This is a genomic window from Streptomyces fuscichromogenes (assembly GCF_014645815.1).
In the GTDB taxonomy this organism is placed as follows: Bacteria; Actinomycetota; Actinomycetes; order Streptomycetales; family Streptomycetaceae; genus Streptomyces; species Streptomyces fuscichromogenes.
In genome coordinates this window covers 22540-45072 of the sequence record NZ_BMML01000021.1, presented here as the reverse complement: position 1 = coordinate 45072, position 22533 = coordinate 22540, and the positions used below count along the sequence as shown (strand labels likewise).

At 71.7% G+C, this 22533-nt stretch carries 21 protein-coding genes and 1 pseudogene; 11 read left to right on the top strand and 11 right to left on the bottom strand.

Annotation, left to right across the window (positions count from 1 at the left end; translation table 11 throughout):
* Positions 1–260: 260 nt before the first annotated feature.
* Positions 261–1463: a DUF11 domain-containing protein gene (locus IEZ11_RS35560; RefSeq protein WP_229713559.1), complete on the bottom strand. Its 1203-nt coding sequence runs from the start codon at positions 1461–1463 to the stop codon at positions 261–263.
* 384 nt (positions 1464–1847) lie between these two features.
* Between IEZ11_RS35560 and IEZ11_RS35555 the strand changes: the two are divergent.
* Positions 1848–2003: pseudogene (locus IEZ11_RS35555) on the top strand (DUF4291 family protein); the annotation flags it as partial.
* A gap of 61 nt (positions 2004–2064) precedes the next feature.
* Here the strand turns inward: IEZ11_RS35555 and IEZ11_RS35550 are convergent.
* Complete coding sequence (locus tag IEZ11_RS35550) at positions 2065–2658, bottom strand: DUF4291 domain-containing protein (RefSeq protein WP_189267097.1); 594 nt, start codon at positions 2656–2658, stop codon at positions 2065–2067.
* 401 nt (positions 2659–3059) lie between these two features.
* On the opposite strand from IEZ11_RS35550, the gene IEZ11_RS35545 reads away from it, so the two are divergent.
* The gene (locus IEZ11_RS35545) at positions 3060–3653 is read left to right on the top strand and encodes a hypothetical protein (RefSeq protein WP_229713558.1); all 594 of its coding nucleotides are present in this window, start codon (positions 3060–3062) and stop codon (positions 3651–3653) included.
* Between the two features lie 497 nt (positions 3654–4150).
* Here IEZ11_RS35545 and IEZ11_RS35540 read toward each other — a convergent pair whose 3' ends face one another.
* On the bottom strand, positions 4151–5671 hold the full coding sequence (locus IEZ11_RS35540; RefSeq protein WP_189267096.1) for a lysyl oxidase family protein: 1521 nt from the start codon (positions 5669–5671) through the stop codon (positions 4151–4153).
* 586 nt (positions 5672–6257) lie between these two features.
* On the opposite strand from IEZ11_RS35540, the gene IEZ11_RS35535 reads away from it, so the two are divergent.
* Complete coding sequence (locus tag IEZ11_RS35535) at positions 6258–6542, top strand: hypothetical protein (protein WP_189267095.1); 285 nt, start codon at positions 6258–6260, stop codon at positions 6540–6542.
* A 216-nt stretch (positions 6543–6758) separates the two neighbouring features.
* On the opposite strand, the gene IEZ11_RS35530 is transcribed toward IEZ11_RS35535, so the two are convergent.
* From IEZ11_RS35530 to IEZ11_RS35520, 3 genes are all read right to left on the bottom strand, one after another.
* Positions 6759–7478: a glutamine amidotransferase-related protein gene (locus IEZ11_RS35530; RefSeq protein WP_189267094.1), complete on the bottom strand. Its 720-nt coding sequence runs from the start codon at positions 7476–7478 to the stop codon at positions 6759–6761.
* A gap of 119 nt (positions 7479–7597) precedes the next feature.
* Positions 7598–8917, bottom strand: a complete 1320-nt coding sequence (locus IEZ11_RS35525) for an aminotransferase class I/II-fold pyridoxal phosphate-dependent enzyme (RefSeq protein WP_189267093.1) — start codon at positions 8915–8917, stop codon at positions 7598–7600.
* A 378-nt stretch (positions 8918–9295) separates the two neighbouring features.
* Positions 9296–10534, bottom strand: a complete 1239-nt coding sequence (locus tag IEZ11_RS35520) for a hypothetical protein (RefSeq protein ID WP_229713557.1) — start codon at positions 10532–10534, stop codon at positions 9296–9298.
* 258 nt (positions 10535–10792) lie between these two features.
* Between IEZ11_RS35520 and IEZ11_RS35515 the strand changes: the two genes are divergently transcribed.
* Positions 10793–11326 (top strand): hypothetical protein, encoded by a 534-nt coding sequence (locus IEZ11_RS35515; protein ID WP_229713556.1) that lies wholly within the window; start codon positions 10793–10795, stop codon positions 11324–11326.
* Between the two features lie 443 nt (positions 11327–11769).
* Positions 11770–12750 carry a threonine ammonia-lyase gene (locus tag IEZ11_RS35510; RefSeq protein ID WP_189267092.1) on the top strand — a complete coding sequence of 327 codons (981 nt, stop codon included), beginning with the start codon at positions 11770–11772 and terminating at the stop codon, positions 12748–12750.
* 68 nt (positions 12751–12818) lie between these two features.
* Here the strand turns inward: IEZ11_RS35510 and IEZ11_RS35505 are convergent, their stop codons facing one another.
* Positions 12819–13766, bottom strand: a complete 948-nt coding sequence (locus tag IEZ11_RS35505; protein WP_189267091.1) for an LLM class flavin-dependent oxidoreductase — start codon at positions 13764–13766, stop codon at positions 12819–12821.
* An 87-nt stretch (positions 13767–13853) separates the two neighbouring features.
* Here IEZ11_RS35505 and IEZ11_RS35500 point away from each other — a divergent pair, with 87 nt between their 5' ends.
* Positions 13854–14621: a helix-turn-helix domain-containing protein gene (locus tag IEZ11_RS35500; RefSeq protein ID WP_189267090.1), complete on the top strand. Its 768-nt coding sequence runs from the start codon at positions 13854–13856 to the stop codon at positions 14619–14621.
* Positions 14622–14742: 121 nt separating this feature from the next.
* Here IEZ11_RS35500 and IEZ11_RS35495 read toward each other — a convergent pair whose 3' ends face one another.
* The 3 genes from IEZ11_RS35495 to msrA all read right to left on the bottom strand — a co-directional run bounded on the left by IEZ11_RS35495 (position 14743) and on the right by msrA (position 16279).
* Positions 14743–15132 (bottom strand): cupin domain-containing protein, encoded by a 390-nt coding sequence (locus tag IEZ11_RS35495; protein WP_189267089.1) that lies wholly within the window; start codon positions 15130–15132, stop codon positions 14743–14745.
* A gap of 37 nt (positions 15133–15169) precedes the next feature.
* Positions 15170–15667, bottom strand: a complete 498-nt coding sequence (locus IEZ11_RS35490; RefSeq protein ID WP_189267088.1) for a hypothetical protein — start codon at positions 15665–15667, stop codon at positions 15170–15172.
* 99 nt (positions 15668–15766) lie between these two features.
* A complete protein-coding gene (gene msrA, locus IEZ11_RS35485) occupies positions 15767–16279 on the bottom strand; it encodes a peptide-methionine (S)-S-oxide reductase MsrA (protein WP_189267087.1) in 513 nt (170 codons plus the stop codon).
* 621 nt (positions 16280–16900) lie between these two features.
* Between msrA and IEZ11_RS35480 the strand changes: the two genes are divergently transcribed.
* Positions 16901–18016: a serine hydrolase domain-containing protein gene (locus IEZ11_RS35480; RefSeq protein ID WP_189267086.1), complete on the top strand. Its 1116-nt coding sequence runs from the start codon at positions 16901–16903 to the stop codon at positions 18014–18016.
* 29 nt (positions 18017–18045) lie between these two features.
* Positions 18046–18843 carry a type 1 glutamine amidotransferase family protein gene (locus tag IEZ11_RS35475; protein WP_229713555.1) on the top strand — a complete coding sequence of 266 codons (798 nt, stop codon included), beginning with the start codon at positions 18046–18048 and terminating at the stop codon, positions 18841–18843.
* Here the strand turns inward: IEZ11_RS35475 and IEZ11_RS35470 are convergent.
* The gene (locus IEZ11_RS35470) at positions 18825–19208 is read right to left on the bottom strand and encodes a VOC family protein (RefSeq protein WP_189267085.1); all 384 of its coding nucleotides are present in this window, start codon (positions 19206–19208) and stop codon (positions 18825–18827) included. The two genes, IEZ11_RS35475 and IEZ11_RS35470, sit on opposite strands and share 19 nt — an antisense overlap.
* A gap of 115 nt (positions 19209–19323) precedes the next feature.
* Here IEZ11_RS35470 and IEZ11_RS35465 point away from each other — a divergent pair, with 115 nt between their 5' ends.
* The 3 genes from IEZ11_RS35465 (at position 19324) to IEZ11_RS35455 (ending at position 22532) form a co-directional block, all read left to right on the top strand.
* Positions 19324–20349: an ABC transporter substrate-binding protein gene (locus tag IEZ11_RS35465; protein ID WP_229713568.1), complete on the top strand. Its 1026-nt coding sequence runs from the start codon at positions 19324–19326 to the stop codon at positions 20347–20349.
* Positions 20350–21342, top strand: coding sequence for a FecCD family ABC transporter permease (locus IEZ11_RS35460; protein WP_189267084.1), 993 nt, complete (start codon positions 20350–20352; stop codon positions 21340–21342).
* A 179-nt stretch (positions 21343–21521) separates the two neighbouring features.
* Positions 21522–22532 carry a FecCD family ABC transporter permease gene (locus IEZ11_RS35455; protein ID WP_229713554.1) on the top strand — a complete coding sequence of 337 codons (1011 nt, stop codon included), beginning with the start codon at positions 21522–21524 and terminating at the stop codon, positions 22530–22532.
* Position 22533 lies beyond the last annotated feature (1 nt).

The following is a 22533-nucleotide window of genomic DNA, read 5'->3' as shown; positions in this document are numbered from 1 at the left end:
GTGGCCGGCTAACCGGTCCCGTCTCAACTCGATGGCCGACCGCTTCCCTCGGCCACAGGCGAATGCCCGGGGCTCGGCGTGCCTGCGGTTCGCCGAGCCGCGCCGAGGACTCCATCGCGTCACCGGCAACGGAGTTCGTGGGCGCCGCTCGAAGGGCCGGCCCAGATCCGGGAGCCGCCTGGGGCGCCACCGGTCAAGGCAGCGCGGAGGTCCCGGACCGGCGGCCCGGGACAGCTGACACCGCTCGCGTCGGAGGGTCGTCAGCTCAGGCTCCGGGCCCGGCGGCGGCGCGCGATGACGAGCATGCCCGCGCCCGTGACCACCGCGACGGCCGCCACGCCCGTGACCGGCAGCGCCGAGGACCCGGTCGCCGCCAGGCTGCCGCCGTTCGCCGCCGTCCCGTCCCCGCCGGTCGACGACGCCCCGCCGGCCGAGCCACCGCTGGTCGAGCCGCCCGCCGAGCCGCCGGTCGAGCCGCCCGGCCTCCCACCGGTGACGTCCAGCGTGATGTCGGCCTTGTCGTTGGCCTTGTCGGGGTCGAACGGCCGCGCCTCGGTACTCAGCGCCACCGTGCCCCGGGCGTGCGCCACGCGCTTGTCGATCTTCAGCTTGAAGGTGTAGGCCTGTTGGCCGCCCTCGTCGAGAGCCCCCGCAAGCATGCCGCACCGGTACGCCCCGCCCTTGGACCTGCAGAATGTGGCGGCCTTGACGACCGACGTTCCGGCCGGCGGCGTGACGATGACGCTGACGGGCGTGATCCCCAGCTTGGCCATGACCCAGGCGGGTCCGGCGTTGGTGAACTCCACCTTCATCGGCACCGTTTCACCGACGCTCCCCTTCAGCGCGGCACCCGTCACCTGGAAGTCGGCCGTGTTGACGGAGGTGACGGGCACCTGGACGACTCGTGCGGACCCCGCGCCCCCGGACTGGCTCTCGACCAGTTTCACCGCCGGTGCGGTTCCCGCCACCGGCGTAGTGCCGTTCTCGTCCACCCCCGGATCGTTCTCCCCGACCCGCAGCCACAGTTCGTCGTTGAGCGCGCGGTCCAGTGCCTTGACACGCAGAGGTGTCTCGGGCGTGTAGACGACGCCCGGCTCCACCGCCTGGTCGAACCCGCACACCACGGTCCACAACTCCGGCATCTCGTCATAGGACCGGACGTACTGCGCTCGGCAGTTGGACGGAACCTCCGCGAAGTCCAGTCCCCGGGTGACGCCGTAGTAGACCCACACCTTCTCGGCGGCTCCGGTGCCCTTGTTCGCCACGGTGACCGGCACATCGAAGGTGCTCCCCGGTTTCACCCCGTCGATCGGCTCGACGCCTCCGACGACCAGTTCGGGTGCGGTCTCGTCGGCGAAGGCGGCGGGAGCCGCGGCAAGCGCGATCAGACCGACCGCACCGAAGGCGGCAACAGCGGCACGGCAGGCGCGACGGTAGTGACGGTAGTGCGGGGGCATCGGCATGGAGAGAACCTCTGTCGGAACGCGGGCAAACGGACGGTTTTTCCCAGGTGAACATTCCTTCGTCGCTAGACTCCTGACGATCCCGGACAGTTGCACGTCCGGTGGCCGGTGCCTCCTCCTCCTTGCGATCGGACCCTCAGGACACCGTGAGTCCCGTTCCGATGTCGGCATCGTCTGCAGGACTCCCGACGCGAGCGCCTACGGTCCTGGAGACCGTCGCCCTCACGACGAGCGGCGACAGACCGCCGTGACCGGCCCTGCCATCCTGAACTCAGCACCGCCCAGCACTGACGACCTGTGCGGCTCGTTCGATACAGGCCGGGAAGGCGCCGTGCCCGACAAGATCAGTGGCCGCCCGAACCGGCCGAGCCCACGCTGTACGGCATGGAACAACCGCAACGCGGGATCCGTGCGGCCCATACGGACTCCACGATCACCGTCTACCAGGCGTACTCCCCGGAAATCGGCCTGCCCGCCGTCCGCGAGGGCCGTTTCCCCGCTGTATGGAAGCGCGACAGAATGACGCGGGTCATCAAGCCGCTTTCATAGACCTCAACCATGCTGTCGGCATGACCATGAACGGCTGCCGGCGTGTTGCTGGTCAGGGCCGCAGGTGAGCGAGCAGTTCGTCACCGGCGGGGTATCGCTGTTCCTGGGGAAGCAGCCGTTTCGCGGAGTCCAGATCGCCACGATTGACGAGTGTGCGGATTTCTCGGGCGAGGAGAGTCACGTCGCTGATGGACACGGTCCACTCGTCCGCATAGAGCGACGATGCCTCGCCCGAGAGTCCGAGTTGCAGCGAGCGGTGCGGCAGGGGACGCAGGTTCAGGTCGCGTTCAGGGTCCCACTGGACACGGCCCGGTGCGCGCTTGAGTTCACGCTGCCAGGTGCCGCGATCGGGATGCAGGCCGCGAACGTAGCTCGACAGGCAGGCGTGGCGCAGCGCCCAGTCGAAGCCGACGCGAGTGATCTCGACGGCAAGAACGGTCTCCTGCCCGGCACCGGTCCCCCAGTTGGAGCGGTACATCATCCACAGGAAGCTGGGTTTGATCCACGTCATGCGATCCCGCAGCCACGTGGAGGGAAAGCGGCCGTCGCGGACGGCGGGCACTCCGATTTCAGGGGCGTAGGCCTGGTAGACGGTGATCGTGGATGCCGTGTGGAGCGCGCGGATCCCGCGGTGCGGTTCTTCCATGGCGTACAGCGTGGGGTCGGCCAGCTCAGGTGGCCACCGATTTTCGACTGCTGCTCGCTACGACGGAGTACGCCGTCTCGACGACAGCCGCAGCACCGTGCGAGTTGCCAGTCCGGATGGCTCACGAGTCCGCTGAGATGAGGAAACCAGCGGGTTCGCGAATTCTCAAGGCAGCGAGGCGGCTAACCCGCAGTGGGATGGGGCTTCTTCAGGCGCGAGACACTTGGGTTCGCTTAGGGGCATGGTCGCAGCGATGCTCTCTTCACGCGGCGTGGAGCGCACACGTCCGACGCAGCGAGCCCGGCCAACCGGGCGAGCGGGGCGGGTCGAACGGCATGGTGCGAGTGCCCGGAGGAAGCTGCGGCCGGACACTGATGGCCCGGAGCCAGGAAGGAGAGAGCATGGACGAACGCAGCCGCCCAGGCGCCGAGGGCTCCATGACCACCGGCCCGGACCAGGGAGCCGGCAATCGGGCCGGGGTGCTGGGCACCGCACTCGCCGGCGTGCTCGCCTTCGCGCTCTCCTCCGGCTCGTGGCAGTGGTTCTCCACCTACCTCGGCGTCACACTGCTCGCGTTGATCCTCTCCTTCGCCCGCCCGCCGGCCCTCACGCCCGGCGCGAGGTCCGAGTACGTGCGGAGCCTGACGGCCTACTCGCTGGTCGTCGGCCTGTGCGTGGCCCTCGCGGTGGCCCCCGCCATGCAGCGCTGGAGCTGGTTCTTCCCGATGCCGGCCACCCGCACCAAGTGCGCCCACGTGGGCAGCTACGCGGCGCTCCAGGCACAGGCCGCCCTAAGCGACCTGGGCAGCCACGACAGCCCGGCGCTGGCGTACGCGCAGAGCGATCAGAGCCAGCACGCCGTCAACGACTGCCTGGCGTCCACGACGACGCTCTGGCTGCCGGTGTACGGGTTGGCGGCAGCCCTCCTGGCGGCGCTCGGCGCCTGGCTCGTGAGCAGGACCGGCACGAGACGGACGATTGCCGGGGAGCGGTGAGAGGTTCCCCGCTGCGTCAGCCCCCGTCATCGCGAAGGCCCTCGGTTACCACGACAAGAACTCCACTCGGCTGGTCACCGAAGCCACCGGCGTCGACGCGACGGCTCCGGCGGTGTCCTCGGCCGGAGGCGCAAGCAGCATCAGACGACGGCGACTTCCGGATTCCTGCACGAAGCGGCAAATTACTGGTCACGCTCGCAGGATCTGCCGTCTTCTGCAGGAACTTCAAACGGTCCGGTGGCACTGCCTGATACTGCTCTCACCTGGCCACATACGGGGATACCCTCCTTGCCGCATCTGAGGAACCCGACGGAACTCCAATTGGCTCAGCGTCTACCGTCGCTTCGCCCAATGGAGCCGGGGGCGCCTCTGGGCCGCACTGCATCGCGAGATCATGGGTCCGTAGCGGAGCGGCGGACACGCGTGGTGCCGTACGACCGGCGTCCAGCGTTCTGCCGGTGAGCGGGCGGAGGTGTCTGCCCCCGCCCGCCAGGTGATCAGGAAGCGTCGATGAGGCCGTACTTCGGCACGGTCACCGTGCGGGCGCCCGGCGTGCCGCCGAGGACGACCTTGCGGTACGTGACGTTGTTGGTCGTGCTCTGCTCCTTGAGCCGGTTGTCGGGGTTGGCGATGACCTGGATGTAGTAGGTGCCGTTCGGCAGGTCCGTGACGTCGAAGGACTGACCGGGCCGGTACTGGCTGTAGGTGTCGCCGTTGCCGACGTCGAGCACCTCGCGCACCGAGACGGCGGTTTCCTCACCGCAGGCGGTGGCGAGGTCGGTGTTGTACGGGTGCCAGTTGGCGTTCTTCACCGTGTAGTCGATGGCGTCGGTGTTGGCGAGGCAGAAGGCCTCCTTGCCGCTGCGGACGATCTCCTTCTTGTCCGCGCCGAGCAGCCGGTAGCTGGCGAAGTCGCTGAAGTGCCAGTGCTGGTGGCCCTCCCGCGGGTCCCACTCCATGGTGCCGGTGGGTGTGTACCCGACCTGTTTGCCCTTGGCGTCGTAGAAGTACTGATACGCATCCATCTTCTCCGCGCCGGGCTTGCGGAACCCGTCCACGACCAGCGGCGAGGGGCCACCGTTCCAGACGGTGGCGCTGAAGGCGAGGTAGTCCTTGGCTGCGACGGCACCCGCTCCGCCCTCGGCCCCGTCGGTGATCGCGATACCGTACGCGGGGAGGGCACGCAGGTCGGGCTTGGGCATGTCGGCGGCGACGGCCGCCTTGCCGACCAGGCGTTCGGCGGCCGGCTTCGGGCTCTTCGACGCGCTCTTCCGCCCGCGCTCAGCGCCGGCCAGACCCTGGCCCCCGCCGGAGTCCTGCTGGCGGACCGTCACCTTGATGGTCCGCGTCTTGTCCGGTATTCCGAAGAAGTCGCGGTACTTCTTCGCCACCGACACCTTCGCGGTGTAGACGCCGGCCGGCAGGTCGATCGCGTTGTCCGCACGGAAGCCCTGGGATGTGGCGGCCGCCCAGCCCTTCTCGACACCCCACACCCCGCCGAGGGCGAACGGGTTGTCGGAGCAACCGTCGGGGTACTTCGAGGTGGCCGGGGCATCCGGCCGGATCCGGCCCGCCCGGTTGTTCGGGCAGAACGACTGCGTGGTGTCGACCTTCTTCGCGCCCGACTCGTCGCTGATGCTGACCTTGAGGAAGCCCGGCAGCCCCGAGAAGTCCTTCACCAGGCCCTTCGGCAGGGTCTTGGTCACCGTCCGGCCGCCGGAGCGGATCACCTGCGACGCGACGACGGGGTCGTTGTAGGACTTGCGCGTCACCCGAAGCTCGAACGGTCCCCCGTCGACCGTGATGTAAGTGCCGAGGTCAAGGTAGAGCCCCGGCTCGCCTTCCCATCGGTCGACGGTCACCGCGGGGGTAGCGGAGATCAGTTGGAGCTTCGGCGTGCCCGCCGGTGTCGCCGCTCCCGCGCCGGGCGCGGCAAGGGTTCCGGCGGCGCCGACGGTGAGGGCGGCAGCGGCGATGACCGCCGAACGCCGTAAGGCATTGGGGTGCTGTCTGGTCATGAGTGCTCTTTCTGCGTCTGGTCGGGACGAGTCGTGCACGTGTTGCAGGCACAGGAGGAGGTGTTTGTGTGCCATCTGTGAAAAGGGTAAGAAGTCGGCGCGGGTTGCCTGGCAACCGAAAGTCGCCTTGAATGCCCGACTCGTTGCCGCCGCCGGCTCGGTGATCGACGGCCGCCTGCCACTCGGCCGGGCCGGAGCAAACATGCAGCCCGGTGGGCGGCTTCTGCGAGGGCTGGTGGGTCGCGAGCGGATCCCGCTCACCGCGCCCGTCCCGCGCTACTTGTGGACGGCCCCCGCAGCGCGGATTGTTCTTCCTTGCGCTTGCCGGCGACCAAGGCCGGCTGCTGTGGCTGTCCGCGACGGCAGTTTCCCCGCCGTGTGGAAGCGGGGCCGGATGACGTGGATCATCAAGCCGCGTTCACGACCGCTTCCGTGCTGTGGGCGGCCACCGGGCCGGCGACCGCCGTTCGGATCACACAAGGCGGCCCTTGGGGTGATTGTCGGACCCCTCATGAACCAGACGGCTGTTGCAGGGATACCACGTCTCAGCAGAGGACGAGCCCAGTAAGCCGTGAGGAGTATGGGGATGTACGTAGCAGTCCGGCGGTACGAAGGGGTGACCGATTCGGCCGAGGCGGCACGTCTGGTCAACGAGGGGTTCGTGCCGCTCATGCGTCGGGTCTCCGGCTTTGTGGCCTACTACTGGATCGACGCCGGAAACGGAGTGATGGTCTCGACCAGCGTCTTCCAGGACCGGGCCGGTGCCGAAGAGTCGATCTCGATGGCTTCGGACTTCGTGCGGGACAACCTTGCGTCACTGCTCCCCAACCCCCCTGAGGTCATGGCCGGCGAGGTGGTGGCTTCCGCGTGACCGTGTTCGGTCCAGCCGGGTGAGACGGCCTCCAGGGCTGCACCGGCCTGCCGTGCACACAAGGCCGCCCTTCTCCGCATTGACCCCATGGGGCGCCGTCGGCCGGGGGTTGCGGGCGGTTCGCCGTCGCCGACGGCTGCGTGCAGGTGAGAGGCGGCTTCTGCCGCACGGTCGGTCGGACTGCGCTCAAGCCCCCAAGACGCCGCCCCAGTACGGTCAGCGGTCGGCGTAGTCCGCGGCGAGGCGGTCGAGGAAGACTGCCAGCCGGTCGTTCATCGCGGTGTAGTCGTTGGCCCGGAGTTGGTCGGGCTGCTGGACGTAGGGGCGGTCGGCGAGTTCGGCGAGTTCCTTGTCGGAGTGTTCGATCAGGGCGTCGATGCAGGCCGGGGTGAACTCCATGTGGCACTGGAACCCGTACACGTACCGGCTGTAGGCCACGATCTGGCGAGGGCAGCCCGCGCTGGTGGCCAGCACGGTGGCGTCATCGGTGAGCCCCGGCATGTCGTTGTGCCAGTGCCCGGTGTCGAAGGTGTCCCCGAGGCCGGTGAGGAAGGGGTGTCGACGGCCCGCGGCGGTGAGGGAGACGGGGAAGGAGCCGATCTCGGTGTGCGGGCTGGAGTCGAACGTGGCGCCGAGCGCCTCTCCGACGAGCTGGGCGCCCAGGCAGATGCCGATGATCGCCCTGTCCGCCGCGACGCAGGCGGCGATGAGGGACTTCTCCGCGGCGGCGTCGAAGTACGGGTACTCCTTCGTGGTCGTGCTGGGCTGCTGGGGACCGCCCATCACGATCAGGAGATCGATGCCCTCCGCGTCGGCTGGCAGCGCATCGCCCTCGTGGATGCGGGAGTAGCCGATCTCGTGCCCCCGGGTCCGGGCCCAGTCCTCGTAGGCCCCCGGTGCTTCGAAGGACTCGTGGACGACGAAGTGTGTACGCATGGCGGAGCCAGCCTCTCTGTGATGACGGTGCCACCCTGCGCCGGGCTGCACGCCGCAGCCGGCTGGGACGGGGAGGAAGGAAAGGGGGGACGTAGGGTGCCTGTGCCGGTCAGTACCGGTCAGTACCGGTCGGGGCCGTGCAGGATGCCGGCGAGGTCGGCGGCGAACTGCGCGGCCTGCTCCTCGGTGAGCATGGACGTTGTCACCCGTACGGCCTGAGCCCTGGACGTTCCCGAGGTGAAGAGGTCGCCGGGCTGCACGGCCCAGCCGCGCCGCGCCAGCATGTCCGCAACCGGGCGCGCCGATGTCTTCAGGGGGATCCACACGTTCAGCCCGTTCGGCCGGTAACCGTCCGGGACGTCGATGTCGTGCTCAGCCAGCCGCACAAGGAGCAGCGTGCTGCGCTGTACGTAGATCTCGCGCGCCCGCGCCGTGAGGTCGGTGACATCCGGGTCCGTGAGCAGGACGTGGGCGGCGTGCTGAAGCAGTCCGCTCACCCACGTCGTGCCCGTGTTGAGGCGGGTCTCAAGGCGTGCGGCGGTCTCCTCGTCGCAGGCGAGCAGGGCCAGACGCAGGTCCGGGCCGAGGAACTTCGACGCCGACCTCACCAGCGCCCACCGCGTACTGTCGGGGGGCGTCATCCGGTGATAGGAGGTGCGGGAGACGGCCCAGAAGTGGTCGTCCTCGATGAGCAGCGCCCCTGGATGGTCTGCCAGGACCGTCCGGAGTTCGGCGGCCCGTTCCTCACTGATGCTCACGCCGGTCGGGTTGTGAGCACGGGGGGTGCACACGACCGCCCGTACCCCGCTCTCCAGGGCCGCGCGCAGGGCATCCGGGCGCATCCCCTGTCCGTCGACCGGCACCGCCACCGTCCGGAAACCGTTCAGCCGCAGGGTGCCGATGCTCGCAAGGAAGCACGGGTCCTCGACCGCCACCGCATCCCCGCGCGTCAGGTAGGCGTTCAGCAGCCGCTCCGTCGCGTCCACCGCGCCGTGCGTGATCAGGACACGGAAGCGTCGTTCCCCGATGTCGGGCGCGAACTGTTCAGCAGCCCAGCCGGCCAGTCGCTCGTCGACGGGAGGCGCACCGTACAGCGCCGGCCGGTACCCGTCGCCACGGAGCGCGTCGAGTACGTCGGGCAGCAGTTTCGGGTCTGGATTGCCGCTGGCCAGATCGGTCAGCCGCCCCCCGAACCACGCCCCCTCACTGGCCAGTTGCGGTACCCCGGCCACCACCGTGCCACCTCGCCCGCGCGTCACGGCCTCGCCCGCGACCACCAGCAGCCGATAGGCCGACGCCACCGTGTTCCGGTTCACGCCGAGCTCTTCCGCGAGCGTACGCACCGACGGCAACGGGTCTTGCGGCGCCAGCTCGCCCGACGCGATCAGATCCCGCACACTGCCGGCGATCTCCGCCGCGCTCGTCCCGCTGATCAGCATGCCGTCCACCTCCGGGCCCGACCCTAGCATTTGACCTAGGACAATATGAATATGTCATAGGTCATAATGTCGCGCCCGCCTGCCGGGCAGCCCGGACCGTCCGGGGGAGTCCATGCCGCCGAGGAGGCCGAACGCGCTGATGGACACTCCGCCGGCGTCGCGACTGCGCGGTCCGGCCGTCAGGGCCGGGCAGTCGGCGGCCGCAGACCATCTGACTCAGCTGTTGGGGCATACGACCTGCCCGGACTGCGCTTCGGCATTTTCCGGGCCGAAGCAGACTGCGGCCTTCCAGACACGGTGATCCGGGGCGGGTACCGCCGTCGCGTCGGACTGTCGTCAGGTGTCAGGTGTCAGGTGTCAGGTGTGAGGTGTCAGGCGTCAGCTCGGGCTCTGGGCCCGGCGGCGGCGCGCGATGACGAGCACGCCCGCACCCGTGACCACCGCCGCGGCGGCCACGCCCGTGACCGGCAGCGCCGAGGACCCGGTCGCCGCCAGGGTGCCGCCGTTCGCCGTCGTCCCACCGTCGTCGGTCGACGACGACCCGCCGGCCGAGCCACCACTGGTCGAGCCACCACTGGTCGAGCCGCCCGTCGAGCCGCCGTTCGAGCCGGTCGGTTGTCCGCCGGTGACGTCCAGCGTGATGTCGGCCTTGTCGTTGGCCTTGTCCGGGTCGACCGGCCGCGCGTCGTCGCTCAGCGCCACCGAGCCCTTGGCGTGCGCCACCCGCTTGTCGATCCTCAGCTGGAGGGTGTAGGTCAGTCGACCGCCTTCGTCGAGAGCCGGCTGACTCATGCCGCACTCGTACGCCGCGCCCTTGGCCTTGGCCTCGGCCTTGCAGAACGGGGTGGCCTTGACGACCGACGTTCCGGGCGGCGGTGTGATCACGACCGTCGGGGACTTGACCCCCACCTTGGTCATGACCCAGGCGGGCCCCGCGTTGGTGAACCCCACCTTCAACGGCACTGTGTCACCGACGCTCCCTTTCAACGCGGCACCCGTCACCTGGAAGTCGGCCGTGTTGACGGAGGTGACGGGCACATCGACGATCCACCCGGTTCCCGCGCCCCCGGTCCGGCTCTCGACCAGTTTCACCGCCGGTGCGGTTCCCGCCACCGGCGTAGTGCCGTTGTCGTCCACCCCCGGATCGTCTTCCCCGACGCGCAGGCGCAGTTCGTCGTTGAGTGCGCGGTCCAGTGCCTTGACACGCAGAGGTGTCTCGGGCGTGTAGACGACGCCCGGCTCCACGGCCTGGTCGAACTCGCACACCACGGTCCATCGCTCGGGCATCTCGTCATAGGACCGGACGTACTGCGCTCGGCAGTTGGACGGAACCTCCGCGAAGTCCAGTCCCCGGGTGACGCCGTAGTAGACCCACACCTTCTCGGCGGCTCCGGTGCCCTTGTTCGCCACGGTGACCGGCACATCGAAGGTGCTCCCCGGTTTCACCCCGTCGATCGGCTCGACGCCTCCGACGACCAGTTCGGGTGCGGTCTCGTCGGCGAAGGCGGCGGGAGCCGCGGCAAGCGCGATCAGACCGACCGCACCGAAGGCGGCAACAGCGGCACGAGAGGCACCGGAGGCACGACGGGTACGGCGGTTGTGCGGACGCATCGGCATGGGGAGAACCTCTGATGGAAAGGGGGCAAACTGACAGCGTCTTCCAGGAGAACACTCCTGCGGTCGCTAGACTCCCGCCGGTCCCGAACGGTTGTACGTCTGGTGTCTCCTCCACTCCGGCGGCTACCGGGTCCGCAGCCACGAGACGGCAACGAGCGCGCATCGGGTCGGTGGCGGCGGGCGGCGCGGTGTCTCGTGCGTCCTACCATCCGAGGACAGGGGAGGAGGCCCGTGCGCGGTCTCCGGAGGCAGGGGGCCATGCGTCCGACCACCATGTCACGGCCGGTGTTCCGGCGCTTCGCCGGTGCCGTCGCGGTCGGTGCGGCTCTGGCCTCGACCTCCGGGTGCACGGTTCCCGTCGATGCCGTCGCCGGGATCTCCGTGACCGCCGACGGTCATCTGCTCGGTGTCATGTTGGTCTGCGGGCATCACATCGACGGCGCGACCCTCTACGTGGACAGCGATGACACCGACAAGACGGTGACGGTCGGTTCGTGGACGTCCGACCGCCCCCTCAGGGCCGGTGTCGCCACCTGGCCCCTGGATTCCGCTGCCGCCGGGTGGACCACGACCAAGTCTCCCGGTCCGCTCGCCGCCGGGACCACCTATGCCTTCTACGGCTGGACCAAGGACAACTCGTGGTCGGCGGGCAGCGTCTCCTTCACCCGGGCCGACCGGGACCGGCTCACCCCGGGAAAGGTCCTCTACGACAGCATCTCGGACGACGGCGACGAATCCACGGTCGCCGTCCCCCTGGCGGAGTTCAAAGCCGAAGCCTGCCGGGACATGTGACGCCACGGCTGCCCGTCCCTGGTCAGGACGGTCACGATCGGTGAGGCTGGGGGCATGCTGCTGCCGCCGGCCCATGGGAAGACCGAGCTCGTCGAGGTCGTCCGCATCACCGAGCCCGGCAGGCCCTGTCCCTGATCGCCGCCCTGCCGGAAGGCCATCCGTACCGCTGCTTCCCCCCCCGGGGTGGGGAATCCGGGCGTACGGCTCCACCGACCGGCTCTTCCCGCCGGACAACGGGCCCAGACCTTCGACGCGGAGAGCCCGGCCGCACACGAGCTGCTGCGCCGGTTCCGGTCCCCTCCACCGGGCTGACGCAGGGAGCGCCCGCACCGGCGATAACCCCCGGGGGTGGCGCAACGGCGCGCGCGATCAGGGCAGGAGGCCGCGGGTGGCCACGAACGGCGTCCGCTGCCGCCGGGAACCGAGCGCTATGCTCCGCTGCCATGCCGCAGACGCGCCTCGACACCGCTCGGATCCTGGACGCTCGACAGGTGATCGACCCGGTCTTTCTCGGCAGTCCGCTGTACCGCTGTGAGGCGCTGGAACCCGCCCTCGGGTGCGCGGTGAGCATCAAGCTCGAGACGGCGAACCCCGTCCGCAGTTTCAAGGCCCGTGGGACCGAGCTGGTCGCGAGCCTGCTCGCCGGGCGCGGAGAGCCGCGCGCGGTGTGCGCGAGCGCGGGCAACCTGGGTCAGGCCCTCGCCTGGTCGGGTCGCGGCCGGGGGCTGGACGTCACCGTCGTGGCCTCCCGCTTCGCGACCGTGGCCAAGCTGGAGCGCATCCGCGCGCTGGGGGCCCGGCTGGAACTGGTGGACGGCGACCACGAGGCGGCTCGCGAGCGGGCGGCGGAGATCGCGCGCTGCGACGGCATCCGGCTGGTCGAGGACAGCCTGGACATCGAGACCTGCGAGGGCGCGGCGACCATCGGCCTGGAACTGGTGGAGTCCGCGACGTCGTTCGACACCGTCCTGATCGCGCTGGGCGGCGGGGCGCTGGCCACCGGCGTGGGTCATGTGCTGAAGGAACGGGCACCCGAGGTCGAGGTGGTCTGTGTCCAGCCGCTGGGCGCGCCCGCGATGACGCACTCGTGGCACGGCCGGCGCGTGGTCAGCACCGACTCGGCCGAGACCATCGCCGACGGGGTCGCCGGCCGGCATCCCGTCCCGGCCGTCCTGGACGACCTGCTCCTGGTCGCCGACGACGCCGTGCTGGTCCGGGAGGCGTCGATCGTCGCCGGTATGCGGATGCTCCTCGACCACGCCGGTCTGGTCGTCGAACCGTCGGCCGCGCTCGGTGTCGCGGCGGTCCTCGAAGACCGCGACCGCTTCGCCGGCCGCCATGTGGTCACCATCGTGTGCGGGAGCAACGTCGACCCCGGCGCCTACCACCGCTGGGTCGGCACGGCCGCCGACCGCACGGCCTGAACCTCGGGGACGCCGACCGCACGGCCTGAACCTCGGGGACGCCGACCGCACGGCCTGAACCGCGGGGCTCAGGAGGCATCGGCCAGGGCGGGGATCAGGTCCGCCGTCCGCTCCAGTTGGTCGCGCTGGGAGCGCAGGCCGAGTGCGCCGAGGCGGATGACGAGGTGCCGGGCGCCGGCGGCCGCGTACTGCCCGAGACGCTCATGGACCCGGGCTGCCGGACCGGTGACGACCGCCTGGATCTGCTCCAGTCGGTCGAGCGGCATTCCGTACGTGGCCCGCGCGTAGGCGTCCATGGCACCGCGGCCCCGTTCGGCGTCGTCGTCGATCCGTACCGACACGAACAGCGCGCCGGTGATGTCCCCTGCCGCGCGGCCGGCGTCGGCGGCCGCCGAGCGGACCGCGGCCAGGCCCGTCGCGTAGTCGGCGGGGTCGGGTGGGTAGGGCAGCCATCCGTCGTACATCCGGCCGGTCCTGGCCAGTGCCGAGGGCGTCGCGCCGGCCAGCCAGACGGGCGGGCCGCCGGCCCGGTAGGGCCTGGTCGTGGGCGGGATGCCGGTGAACCGGAGCAGCCGGCCGTGGAAGCGGTCCGCGCCGTCCCACAGGCTCCGCCACAGCGCGACGGTCTCGTCCAGGCGGCGGAAGCGGCTTGCCCAGGGCACCTCGGAGAGCGCGTACAGGGGCTGTCCGAAGCGGCCGGGAAAGCCCGCGCCGACGGCCACGGTGAGCCGCCCGCCGGACAGCAGGTCGACCGACGCCAGTGACTGCGCGGCCTGGACCGGCCGCCGGAGGAACGGCAGCAGCGCGGCCGTCCCCAGGGTGACGGTGCCCGTCACCGGGGCGAGCGCGGCCAGCATGGTGAGGGCCTCGACACGCGGGCTGATCAGGGAGTCGTTGACGAAGAGGGAGGAGAAGCCGAGGTGTTCGGCCCGGCGGCCGAAGCCGATCAGCTCTCGGGGGTCGTCGGCCTCGCCCCACTGGGCGGTTCCGGTCGGAAGCAGTACGCCGATGTCCATGCCGGAGATCGTCACGGCCGCCGTGGGCGGCGACAATTCCCCGCGGGGAATGGCCCGGTGTCCCCCGCAGCCGTTACAACGGGTGCCATGGACTTCCCCGGCGCACTGCGCGAACGCCGTACCCGCCGTCGCGTCAGCCAGCTCGATCTGGCGCTGCGGGCGGGTACCACCCAACGGCACGTCAGTTTCATCGAGTCCGGCCGGTCCGTTCCCGGCCGGAACATGGTGGTGCGCCTGGCCGAGTCGCTGGAGCTGCCGCTGCGGGAGCGCAACGAACTGCTCATGGCCGCCGGGTACGCGCCTCTCTACACGGAGAGTTCGCTGGACGGCCCGGATCTGGCGCCCGTGCGTACGGCACTCGACCACATCCTGCGCGGGCATCTGCCCTACCCGGCGCTGGTGGTGGACCAGGGGGGCGGTCTGGTCGCCGCGAACACCGCGTTCGACCTGATCACCGAGGGTGCCGCCGCCGAGCTGCGGGGACCGGGCACGAACGTCTACCGGCTGGCGCTGCATCCCCGCGGGCTGGCTCCCCGGATCGGCAACCTCGCGGAGTGGGCGCGGCACATCCTCGCCCGGCTCGGCCATCTGGAGGAGCTGCGGGCCGAGCTCGCCGGGTACGTACCCGAACCGGGGCCGTCCGACGGCCTGCTCGGCTTCGCGGTCCCGCTCCGGCTGCGGTCACCGTACGGTGAGCTGCGGCTGATGACGACCGTGACGACGTTCGCCACCGCCGTCGACGTGACACTCGCCGAACTGAAGCTGGAGGCGTTCCTGCCGGCCGATCCGGAGACGGCGGAGGCCCTCAACAAAGCCGCAGCCGCCGCGGCGAGTCGGGCTCCGGGGACCAGGTAGTCAGCCCTTCGACCGGTCCGTCGTCACCGGGACCGGAGATCGGCCGGGGGCGGAGACAGGCCGAGACCCTGGCCGTCGCTTCCGCTCAGCCGCGCGCTCAGCCGCGCGCTCAGCCGCGCGCTCAGCACGGCGGTTGCCCCGGACCTCCGTCCGTCACCGCGTAGCCGGGCACGGACGGCCAGCGAACCGTGAGGACCACCGAGTCCTCCTCCGCGAACCACCAGTGGTCGACTCCGCGGCCCCATACGACGTAGTCACCCTGCTCTGCCAACAGGACGCTGCGGCCGGGGAGTTCAACTCGGAAGCGGCCGCTGACGAGCACCAGGAGGGCGGTGCGTTCCTCGCCCCGCACCCACTGCGAGCGCTCGTCGCCCCGGGGGTGGACGCCCCATTTGACCTCCACCGCCTCGCTGTGGCGCGGATCGCCGACGTCCTTGAAGTGCCCCAGAAGCCATCCCCGGTCCAGGGACGCGTCCTTGCCCGCATTGCCGACGTACACGCTGTCGTTCACGGGGGCGGACGCTAGCAGGTGCCCCGCGGAGCAGTCTTCACGCCCTGTGGCGCTGCTCCCGGACGGCCTTCATGAGATCCTCCATGGCGGACTGCGTCCGGCGGTCGCCCCCGTCGTCGATCGCTTCGAGGGCGGCGGCCGCGGCCTCCCGGATCTGGTGGGGGAGCCCCTCGGCGGCCGTGAGGCGGTAGGCGGCCCTGCGGCGCGCCCTGCGCTCGGCGACGTCCACCGCGTCGGAACCGGACAGCGGGAAGACCACTGCCCGGTACGCCGATATCCCGAGCACCACCATGTCCGCGATCCCGTCGGCGTACCCGAGCGCGGCGGCCTTGCCCTGGTCCTCCTGGACGGCCGCCATGATCCGGCGGCGGGACAGGACCGTGCCCACCGCGCCGCCACCCGCGAGGGAGAGGGCACAGGTGACGGCGAGGAACGGTCCGTCCCACGCCCACCCGGTGAACCCTCCGAGGATCGCGAGCGCGACCGTCCATGCGGCCGCGGTCCGGGCGCTTATCTGCTCGGGTGTGGTGTCCATGACGGCAGTGTCCCAGCGGCTACCGCCGGTACGCGCGCCGGGCCCGGTTGCGGAGCCTCGGGGCTGCCGGGCTCCGCCGTTCGCCGGGCCGCCGTGCGGTCAGCCCTGGGCGCGGGCCGGCAGCTTCCAGCCGGGGCGGGGGAAGTGGCAGGTGTAGCCGTCCGGGTAGCGCTCCAGGTAGTCCTGGTGCTCGGGCTCGGCCTCCCAGAAGGGGCCGACCGGCTCGACCTCGGTGACCACCTTGCCCGGCCACAGGCCGGAGGCGTCCACGTCCGCGATGGTGTCCTCGGCGATCCGCTTCTGCTCGTCGTCCACGTAGTAGATCGCCGAGCGGTAGCTGAGGCCTATGTCGTTGCCCTGGCGGTTCCTGGTGCTCGGGTCGTGGATCTGGAAGAAGAACTCCAGGATCGCCCGGTAGTCGGTCTTCGTGGGGTCGAAGAGGATCTCGATGGCCTCCGCGTGCGTGCCGTGGTTACGGTACGTCGCGTTCGGTACGTCACCCCCGGTGTATCCCACCCGGGTCGCCGTCACGCCCGGCTGCCTGCGGATCAGGTCCTGCATCCCCCAGAAACATCCGCCCGCCAGCACGGCCCTCTGCGTCTGCACAGTCATCGCGGCCCCTCCAATACTCGTCGGCCTGGTCACTCGGGCTACCCGGCTCGCGTCTCCACCGGCGTCCGATGCCCACCCTCCTCAACGCAGGAGGGTTCCCGTCGATTCCGTGCCCCGCCGCCGTCCGCAGCCGGCGTCAGCGGGCCGGCCGCGGATCCGTCGCCGGGGCCGGTTCCTCGTCGCAGGCCGTCTCCGGCGAAGGCCGTCACCGGCGGGGCCTCGCGGAAGCCCCTGGTGAGGTTGGCGAGGCGGCGGACGCGGATGGCCGGCCGGATCGGACCGAGGGTGCGGGCCTTGTCGTCGAGGTGGCACGGCAGCCACACGCCGACGACGGCGCCGACCGCCGGGACCAGGACGTACGACCCCGCACGGCGGGACCGCGGCGCTCCCGGACGTAGGTGGCGTCGAGGCGTCGTAGCGGACGGCGCAGCCGACCGGCGGGCACCGGGCCCTGGTGGCGGCGCTGTGTGCGCGGGACGCGGGCCGGGTCGTCGGCATCGCACGCGGCCAGGTGGGGACCGGGCACCGGACGACGTCCGTCGGCCTGGTGGGCCGGGCACGGGGCCGCCGGGCCGGATATTCGGTTGCCGGGGGCGCGCTCCCGCGGGCTCAATGGCCTGCATGGCCGACATCGAGGGCTCCTACGACGAGTTGTTCACCGCCGTGCCCGCCGCACTCGCCGGACTGATCGACGAAGGCGACGTGGGAGGTGCCGTGGCCGTCTTCGTGGACGGGCGGCCCGTGGTGGACGTGTGGGCCGGGTTCGCCGACGCCGGACGGACCCGGACCTGGCAGCGGGACACGATCGTCAACGTGTTCTCCGTGACCAAGACGATGACCGCGCTCTGCGCGCTCGTCCTCATCGACCGGGGCCGGCTGGATCCGGACGCGCCGGTCGCCCGGTACTGGCCCGAGTTCGCGGCGGCCGGCAAGCGGCACGTGCTGGTGAGGCATCTGCTGTCGCACACCGCCGGGCTGCCCGACTGGGAGTGGCCGGTCGAGGAGGTGTACGACTGGGCGACCGCCACGGCCCGGCTGGCCGGGCAGGCCCCGCAGTGGGAGCCGGGGACCGCGGCCGGGTACCACTCGCTCACCCAGGGGTTCCTGGTGGGTGAGGTGCTCCGCCGGATCACCGGGCAGAGCGTGGGCGAGTTCTTCGCCGCGGAGGTGGCCGGGCCGCTGGACGCGGACTTCCGTCTCGGCCTCGGCCCCGAGCACGACCCGCGGGTGGCACCGACCGTGCCGCCGCCGGGCCGGGACGAGGACTACACGGCCGGCGCGGCGAACCGCGACACGGCCCCCGCCACCGCCGGCACCGCCACCCCGCTCCGCGTCCGGGACGCCAACAGCGTCGCCTGGCGCCGCGCGCAGATCCCCGCGGCGAGCGGCTACGGCAACGCCCGCTCGGTCGCCCTCGTCCAGTCGCTGCTCGCCTGCGGCGGAACCGTCGGCGGGGTGCGGGTGCTGTCCCCCGAGGGGTGCGCACGGGCGCGGGAGGTGCAGTTCGAGGGCGAGGACCGCATCCTCCGCATGTCGGCCCGCTACGGCCTCGGCTACGGCCTCTTCGGCAACGCCCTCGGCTGGGGCGGCTGGGGCGGCGCGCTCGTCTGGATCGACCCCGACGAGCGGCTGGCGATGGCGTACGTGACGAACCAGATGCGCGAACCCGCCGCCGACAACCGGGGCATCGAGCTGGTCATGGCCGCCCAGGACGGACTCAAGGGGCTGCGGGCCTGACGGGCCCCGGGTACGGGAGGGACCACTTCGTGGGCGGCGGGACTTTTCTGATCGGTGGCGGCTGGGAGGCGGCGCCCGAGGTGTACGGGCCGTTGCTGCGCGCCTCGGGCGGCGGCCGGATCGGGTGTGTGCTCCTCGACGAGGGCGACGGCGAGGAGCAGTTCGCGCGGTACGCGGCGGCGCTGCGGGCCGCCGGGGCCGGGGAGGGGGCGGCGGTGCCCCTGCCGGTACCGCTCGGCGGACGGTTCGAACCCGGCCTGCTGGCGGACGGTCTGGACGGGCTGCTGGTGTGCGGTGGGCTCACGCCCGGGTACCAGGACGCGTTCGCGGAGTGCGCGGGGCGGCTGACCGGGCTGCTCGCCGAACGCGGCATCCCCTACGCCGGGTTCTCCGCCGGAGCGGTGCTCGCCGCCCGGCGGGCCGTGGTCGGCGGCTGGCTGGCGGACGGTGTCCCGGTCTGTCCGCCGGACACCGCCGAGGACCTGGAAGAGGTCGAGGTGCGCCCGGGGCTCGGTCTGGTGCCGTTCGCGGTGGACGTGCACGCGGCCCAGTGGGGCACGCTGGGGCGGCTGGTCGCGGCCGTGTCGCGGGGGTCGGTGCCGTACGGCGTGGCGATCGACGAGAACACCGTGCTGGAGGTGACCGACGGGACGGGCCGGGTCGGCGGACGCGGGCGCGTCCATGTCGTACGCCCCGTGGAGACCGACGCCGCGGAGACCGACGCCGCGGAGGCCGACGCCGCACGCACCGGTGCCGCGACGGGGGCGGTCGTACGGTCGTACGCGCGCGGGGCGGCCGTTCCGCTGGGTCAGCCGCCGCTGCCGTAGGGGCGGGTGAGGATCTCCAGGCGGTGGCCGTCGGGGTCGTCGAAGTAGGTGCCGCGGCCGCCGTCGTTGGTGTTGATCTCGCCGGGACGGCTGTGGTGCGGGTCCGCCCAGTAGTCGAGCCCGGCCGCCCGGACGCGGGTGAAGATCTCGTCGAAGTCGTCCTCGGAGACCAGGAAGGCGTAGTGCTGCGGCGGGATCTCCCCGGGGGTGTCCATGAAGTCGAGCGTGACGCCGTTCGGCAGTGCGACCGGGACGAACGGGCCGTAGTCCGGGCTGACTCGAAGACCGAGGATGTCGGCGAGGAACCTGGCCGACGCGTGCTTGTCGTGTGCGGAGACGATGGTGTGGTTCAGGTTCACGGTCATCGTGGGACCTCCTCCTGTCCAACGTACTCCCGACAACAGATAAGGTAAGGCTCGCCTTAGTTACCGATCGGGAGAGCCAGTCGTGCGCGCGTTGAGGTTGAGGGCCGTCGTGGCCGTGTCCGCTGTGTCCGTGGTCGGCGGTCTGCTGGCCGGCTGCTCGTCGTCCGGCGGGGACGGCGATGCCGGCAGCGCCGGTGCCGACGGGACCGTGAACAAGGTCGCCGGCGCCTCCGAGGGCCCCTCCGCCGCACCGAGCGCCCTCGCCGACGGGATGGGCTCCGACACCGGCACCGACGGCGTCTTCCCGCGCACGGTCACCCACTTCGAGGGCGAGACCACCATCGAGGCCCGGCCGGAGCGGATCGCGGTGCTCAGCACCGGGCAGCTCGACGACCTGCTCACCCTCGGCATCGTCCCGACGGTCGGCACCCGCGCCGAGAACGCCGGGCTGGTCCCCGACTACCTCGCCAAGGCCTTCCCGCGGTACCGGAAGAAGCTCGCCTCGATGACCGACGCGGGCACCCGCCAGTCCCCCAACCTGGAGTCCCTGGCCGCGGCCAGGCCCGACCTGATCCTGGTCAACGACTCGCTCGGCGACCTCTACCCCCAGCTGTCGAAGATCGCGCCCACCGTGGTCACCGCCGGCCAGGGCATCAACTGGAAGCGCGACCTGCTGCTGGTCGGGGACGCGGTCGGCGACGGGCAGAAGGCGCGGGAACTGCTCACCGACATCGTCGACAACGCCAAGGCGAGCGGGTCCGCCCTCGACGGCTCGGACCGCGTGTCCATGCTCCGCTTCACACCCGACCGCACCCGGATGTTCGGCGTGTCCTCCTTCACCGGCTCGATAGCCGTGGACATGGGTCTCTCCCGCCCCAGGTCCCAGCAGTTCACCGCCATTTCGCAGGACATCAGCCCGGAGAAGGCCGACATCGCCGACGGTGACTGGATCTTCTACTCCGTGCAGGGCGACGCGGCGAGGACGGACGCGGCGACCGTGCTCGCCGGGCCGCTGTGGAAGTCCCTGAAGGCGGTGAAGGCCGGGCACGCCGTGCAAGTCGACGACGACCCCTGGTACCTCAACGCCGGTCCCACGGCCGCGCGTCTGGTCGTACGACAGCTCGCCGAGCACCTCCGGTAAGTGCGCCGCGCCCTCGTCTGGCCGACGGCCGCCCTCGCGGTGGCCGTCGTCGCCGTGCTCAGCCTCGCCGTCGGCACCCGTGCGATACCGCCGGCCGCCGTGTTCGACGCCCTCCTGCACGGCGGGTCCGCACCCGACGCGCTCGTCGTACGGTCCCTCCGCCTGCCCCGTACCGAGGTCGGCCTCACCGCGGGCGCCGCACTGGGCCTGGCCGGCGCCACGCTCCAGGCGGTCACCCGCAACCCGCTCGCCGACCCCGGCATCCTGGGCCTGAGCCAGGGGGCGGCCGCGGGGGTCGTGCTCGCCATCGTCCTCGGCGGCTCGGGAGCCGGCTTCGGGGCCTACGTCTGGTACGCCTTCACCGGCGCCGTCCTCGCCGCGTGCCTGGTGTACGGCGTCGCGGCGCGGGGACGGGGCGGGGCGTCCCCGGTGAAGCTGGCGCTCGCCGGCACCGCCCTGTCCGCGATGACCGCGGGCGCCACGACGGTGGTCCTCACCTCCAGCTCCGCCACCCTCGACCAGTTCCGGTTCTGGCAGGTGGGGGCGCTCAGCGGGCGGGACGCGGGGACGGTGGTACGGATGCTGCCGTTCCTGGCGGCGGGCGCCGCGCTGGTGCTGTCCTGCGCCCGGGGCCTGGACGCGCTGGCGCTGGGCGACGAGACGGCGCGGGCGCTGGGGCACCGGGTGCACCTGGTCCGGGGGTGCGCGGCGCTGGGCGCGACCCTGCTGACCGCGTCCGCGGTGGCGGCGGCCGGGCCGATCGCGTTCGTCGGGCTGGTGGTGCCGCACCTGGCACGACGCCTGGTCAGGGGCGGCGGGTACGGACGGCTGCTGCCGCTGTCCGCGCTGCTGGGAGCGGGTTTGCTGGTGGCCGCCGATGTGGTGGGGCGAGTGGTGCGGGCTCCCGCGGAGGTGCCGGCGGGTGTGATGACGGCGTTGGTGGGGGTGCCGGTGCTGGTGGCGCTGGTACGGAGGAAAGGGGCCGTGACGTGAGAGGTACCCCGGGTGGGGGCCGGGGGGTGGGGACGCTCACCGGCGCCGGCCGGGTGCCGCCCGCGGCCGAAATGGCTGACCCGAGCGCCCGCGGCTGGGGAGCTGTGAGAGGGACGGCTGGGCAGCGCCCCGTAAGGGGCGCGGGGAACCGCGCGGGCAACCCCCACCGGCCCGCAGTCGTGGTACTTCGGCCGCACCCACGTTTCTCCCTCGTCTTCCACCGGCGTTCGATACTCGTCGCCCTCGCGCTGCTCGCCCTGCTCTCCGCCGCGATGATCACCTCGGCCTGCGTCGGCCAGACCTACATCTCTCCGGCCGACGTCTGGCGCACCCTCCGCGGCGACCAGACGCCCTACGGCCTCGTCGTCAACCAGCTGCGCGTTCCCCGGATCGTGCTCGGCGGCCTCGTCGGCGCGGCTCTCGGGCTCGCCGGCGCCCTCGTGCAGACCGTCACCCGGAACCCGCTCGCCAGCCCGGACGTGATCGGCGTCGGACACGGCGCCGCCGCCGCGACCGTGCTCGCGCTGGCCACCGGCGCCGTCGCGGCGCCCTCCGCGATGCCCCTCGTGTCCGTGGCCGGCGGCCTCGGTGCCGCCGCCCTCGTGTACGTCCTCGCCTGGCGGCACGGCATGCGGCCCAGCCGTTTCGTGCTGACCGGCGTCGGTGTCGGCGTCGCCCTGTCCGCCGTCGTCCAGCTGTATCTCACCGACAGCGAGCTGGACGCGGCCGAGCAGGCCAGACTGTGGCTGACCGGGAGCCTGAACGGGCGGGGGTGGGAGCAGGCCGGACCGCTCGCCGTCGTTCTCGGGCTCGCCCTGCCCGCGCTGGTGTGGGCGGCACGGGCGGCGCGGCCGCTCGGGCTGGACCCCGACACCGCCGCCGCCCTCGGCCTCCGGGTGGACCGGGCCCGGCTCGGTCTCACCGCCCTCGGCGTCGTGCTCGCCGCCGCCGCGACCGGCGCCGCCGGGCCGATCGGGTTCGTCGCGCTGACCGCGCCGCAGCTGGCGAGGCGGCTCACCCGCACCCCCCGGCTGCCGCTGATCTGCTCGGCGCTGACGGGCGCACTCGTGCTGGTGAGCGCCGACCTGGTGGCCCGCACCCTGGTCCCTCCGCTGGAGATCCCGGTGGGTGCGCTGACCTCCCTGGTCGGCGGCCCCTGTCTGCTGTATCTGCTGGGCAGACGGAGGTGAC

What these genes read in the sequence shown, in the direction of transcription:
- IEZ11_RS35560 (WP_229713559.1), bottom strand. Translation starts at nt 1,463, where the DNA reads ATGCCGATGCCCCCGCACTACCGTCACTACCGTCGCGCCTGCCGTGCC.
- IEZ11_RS35550 (WP_189267097.1), bottom strand. Translation starts at nt 2,658, where the DNA reads ATGGAAGAACCGCACCGCGGGATCCGCGCGCTCCACACGGCATCCACG.
- IEZ11_RS35545 (WP_229713558.1), top strand. Translation starts at nt 3,060, where the DNA reads ATGGACGAACGCAGCCGCCCAGGCGCCGAGGGCTCCATGACCACCGGC.
- IEZ11_RS35540 (WP_189267096.1), bottom strand. Translation starts at nt 5,671, where the DNA reads ATGACCAGACAGCACCCCAATGCCTTACGGCGTTCGGCGGTCATCGCC.
- IEZ11_RS35535 (WP_189267095.1), top strand. Translation starts at nt 6,258, where the DNA reads ATGTACGTAGCAGTCCGGCGGTACGAAGGGGTGACCGATTCGGCCGAG.
- IEZ11_RS35530 (WP_189267094.1), bottom strand. Translation starts at nt 7,478, where the DNA reads ATGCGTACACACTTCGTCGTCCACGAGTCCTTCGAAGCACCGGGGGCC.
- IEZ11_RS35525 (WP_189267093.1), bottom strand. Translation starts at nt 8,917, where the DNA reads ATGCTGATCAGCGGGACGAGCGCGGCGGAGATCGCCGGCAGTGTGCGG.
- IEZ11_RS35520 (WP_229713557.1), bottom strand. Translation starts at nt 10,534, where the DNA reads ATGCCGATGCGTCCGCACAACCGCCGTACCCGTCGTGCCTCCGGTGCC.
- IEZ11_RS35515 (WP_229713556.1), top strand. Translation starts at nt 10,793, where the DNA reads ATGCGTCCGACCACCATGTCACGGCCGGTGTTCCGGCGCTTCGCCGGT.
- IEZ11_RS35510 (WP_189267092.1), top strand. Translation starts at nt 11,770, where the DNA reads ATGCCGCAGACGCGCCTCGACACCGCTCGGATCCTGGACGCTCGACAG.
- IEZ11_RS35505 (WP_189267091.1), bottom strand. Translation starts at nt 13,766, where the DNA reads ATGGACATCGGCGTACTGCTTCCGACCGGAACCGCCCAGTGGGGCGAG.
- IEZ11_RS35500 (WP_189267090.1), top strand. Translation starts at nt 13,854, where the DNA reads ATGGACTTCCCCGGCGCACTGCGCGAACGCCGTACCCGCCGTCGCGTC.
- IEZ11_RS35490 (WP_189267088.1), bottom strand. Translation starts at nt 15,667, where the DNA reads ATGGACACCACACCCGAGCAGATAAGCGCCCGGACCGCGGCCGCATGG.
- msrA (WP_189267087.1), bottom strand. Translation starts at nt 16,279, where the DNA reads ATGACTGTGCAGACGCAGAGGGCCGTGCTGGCGGGCGGATGTTTCTGG.
- IEZ11_RS35480 (WP_189267086.1), top strand. Translation starts at nt 16,901, where the DNA reads ATGGCCGACATCGAGGGCTCCTACGACGAGTTGTTCACCGCCGTGCCC.
- IEZ11_RS35470 (WP_189267085.1), bottom strand. Translation starts at nt 19,208, where the DNA reads ATGACCGTGAACCTGAACCACACCATCGTCTCCGCACACGACAAGCAC.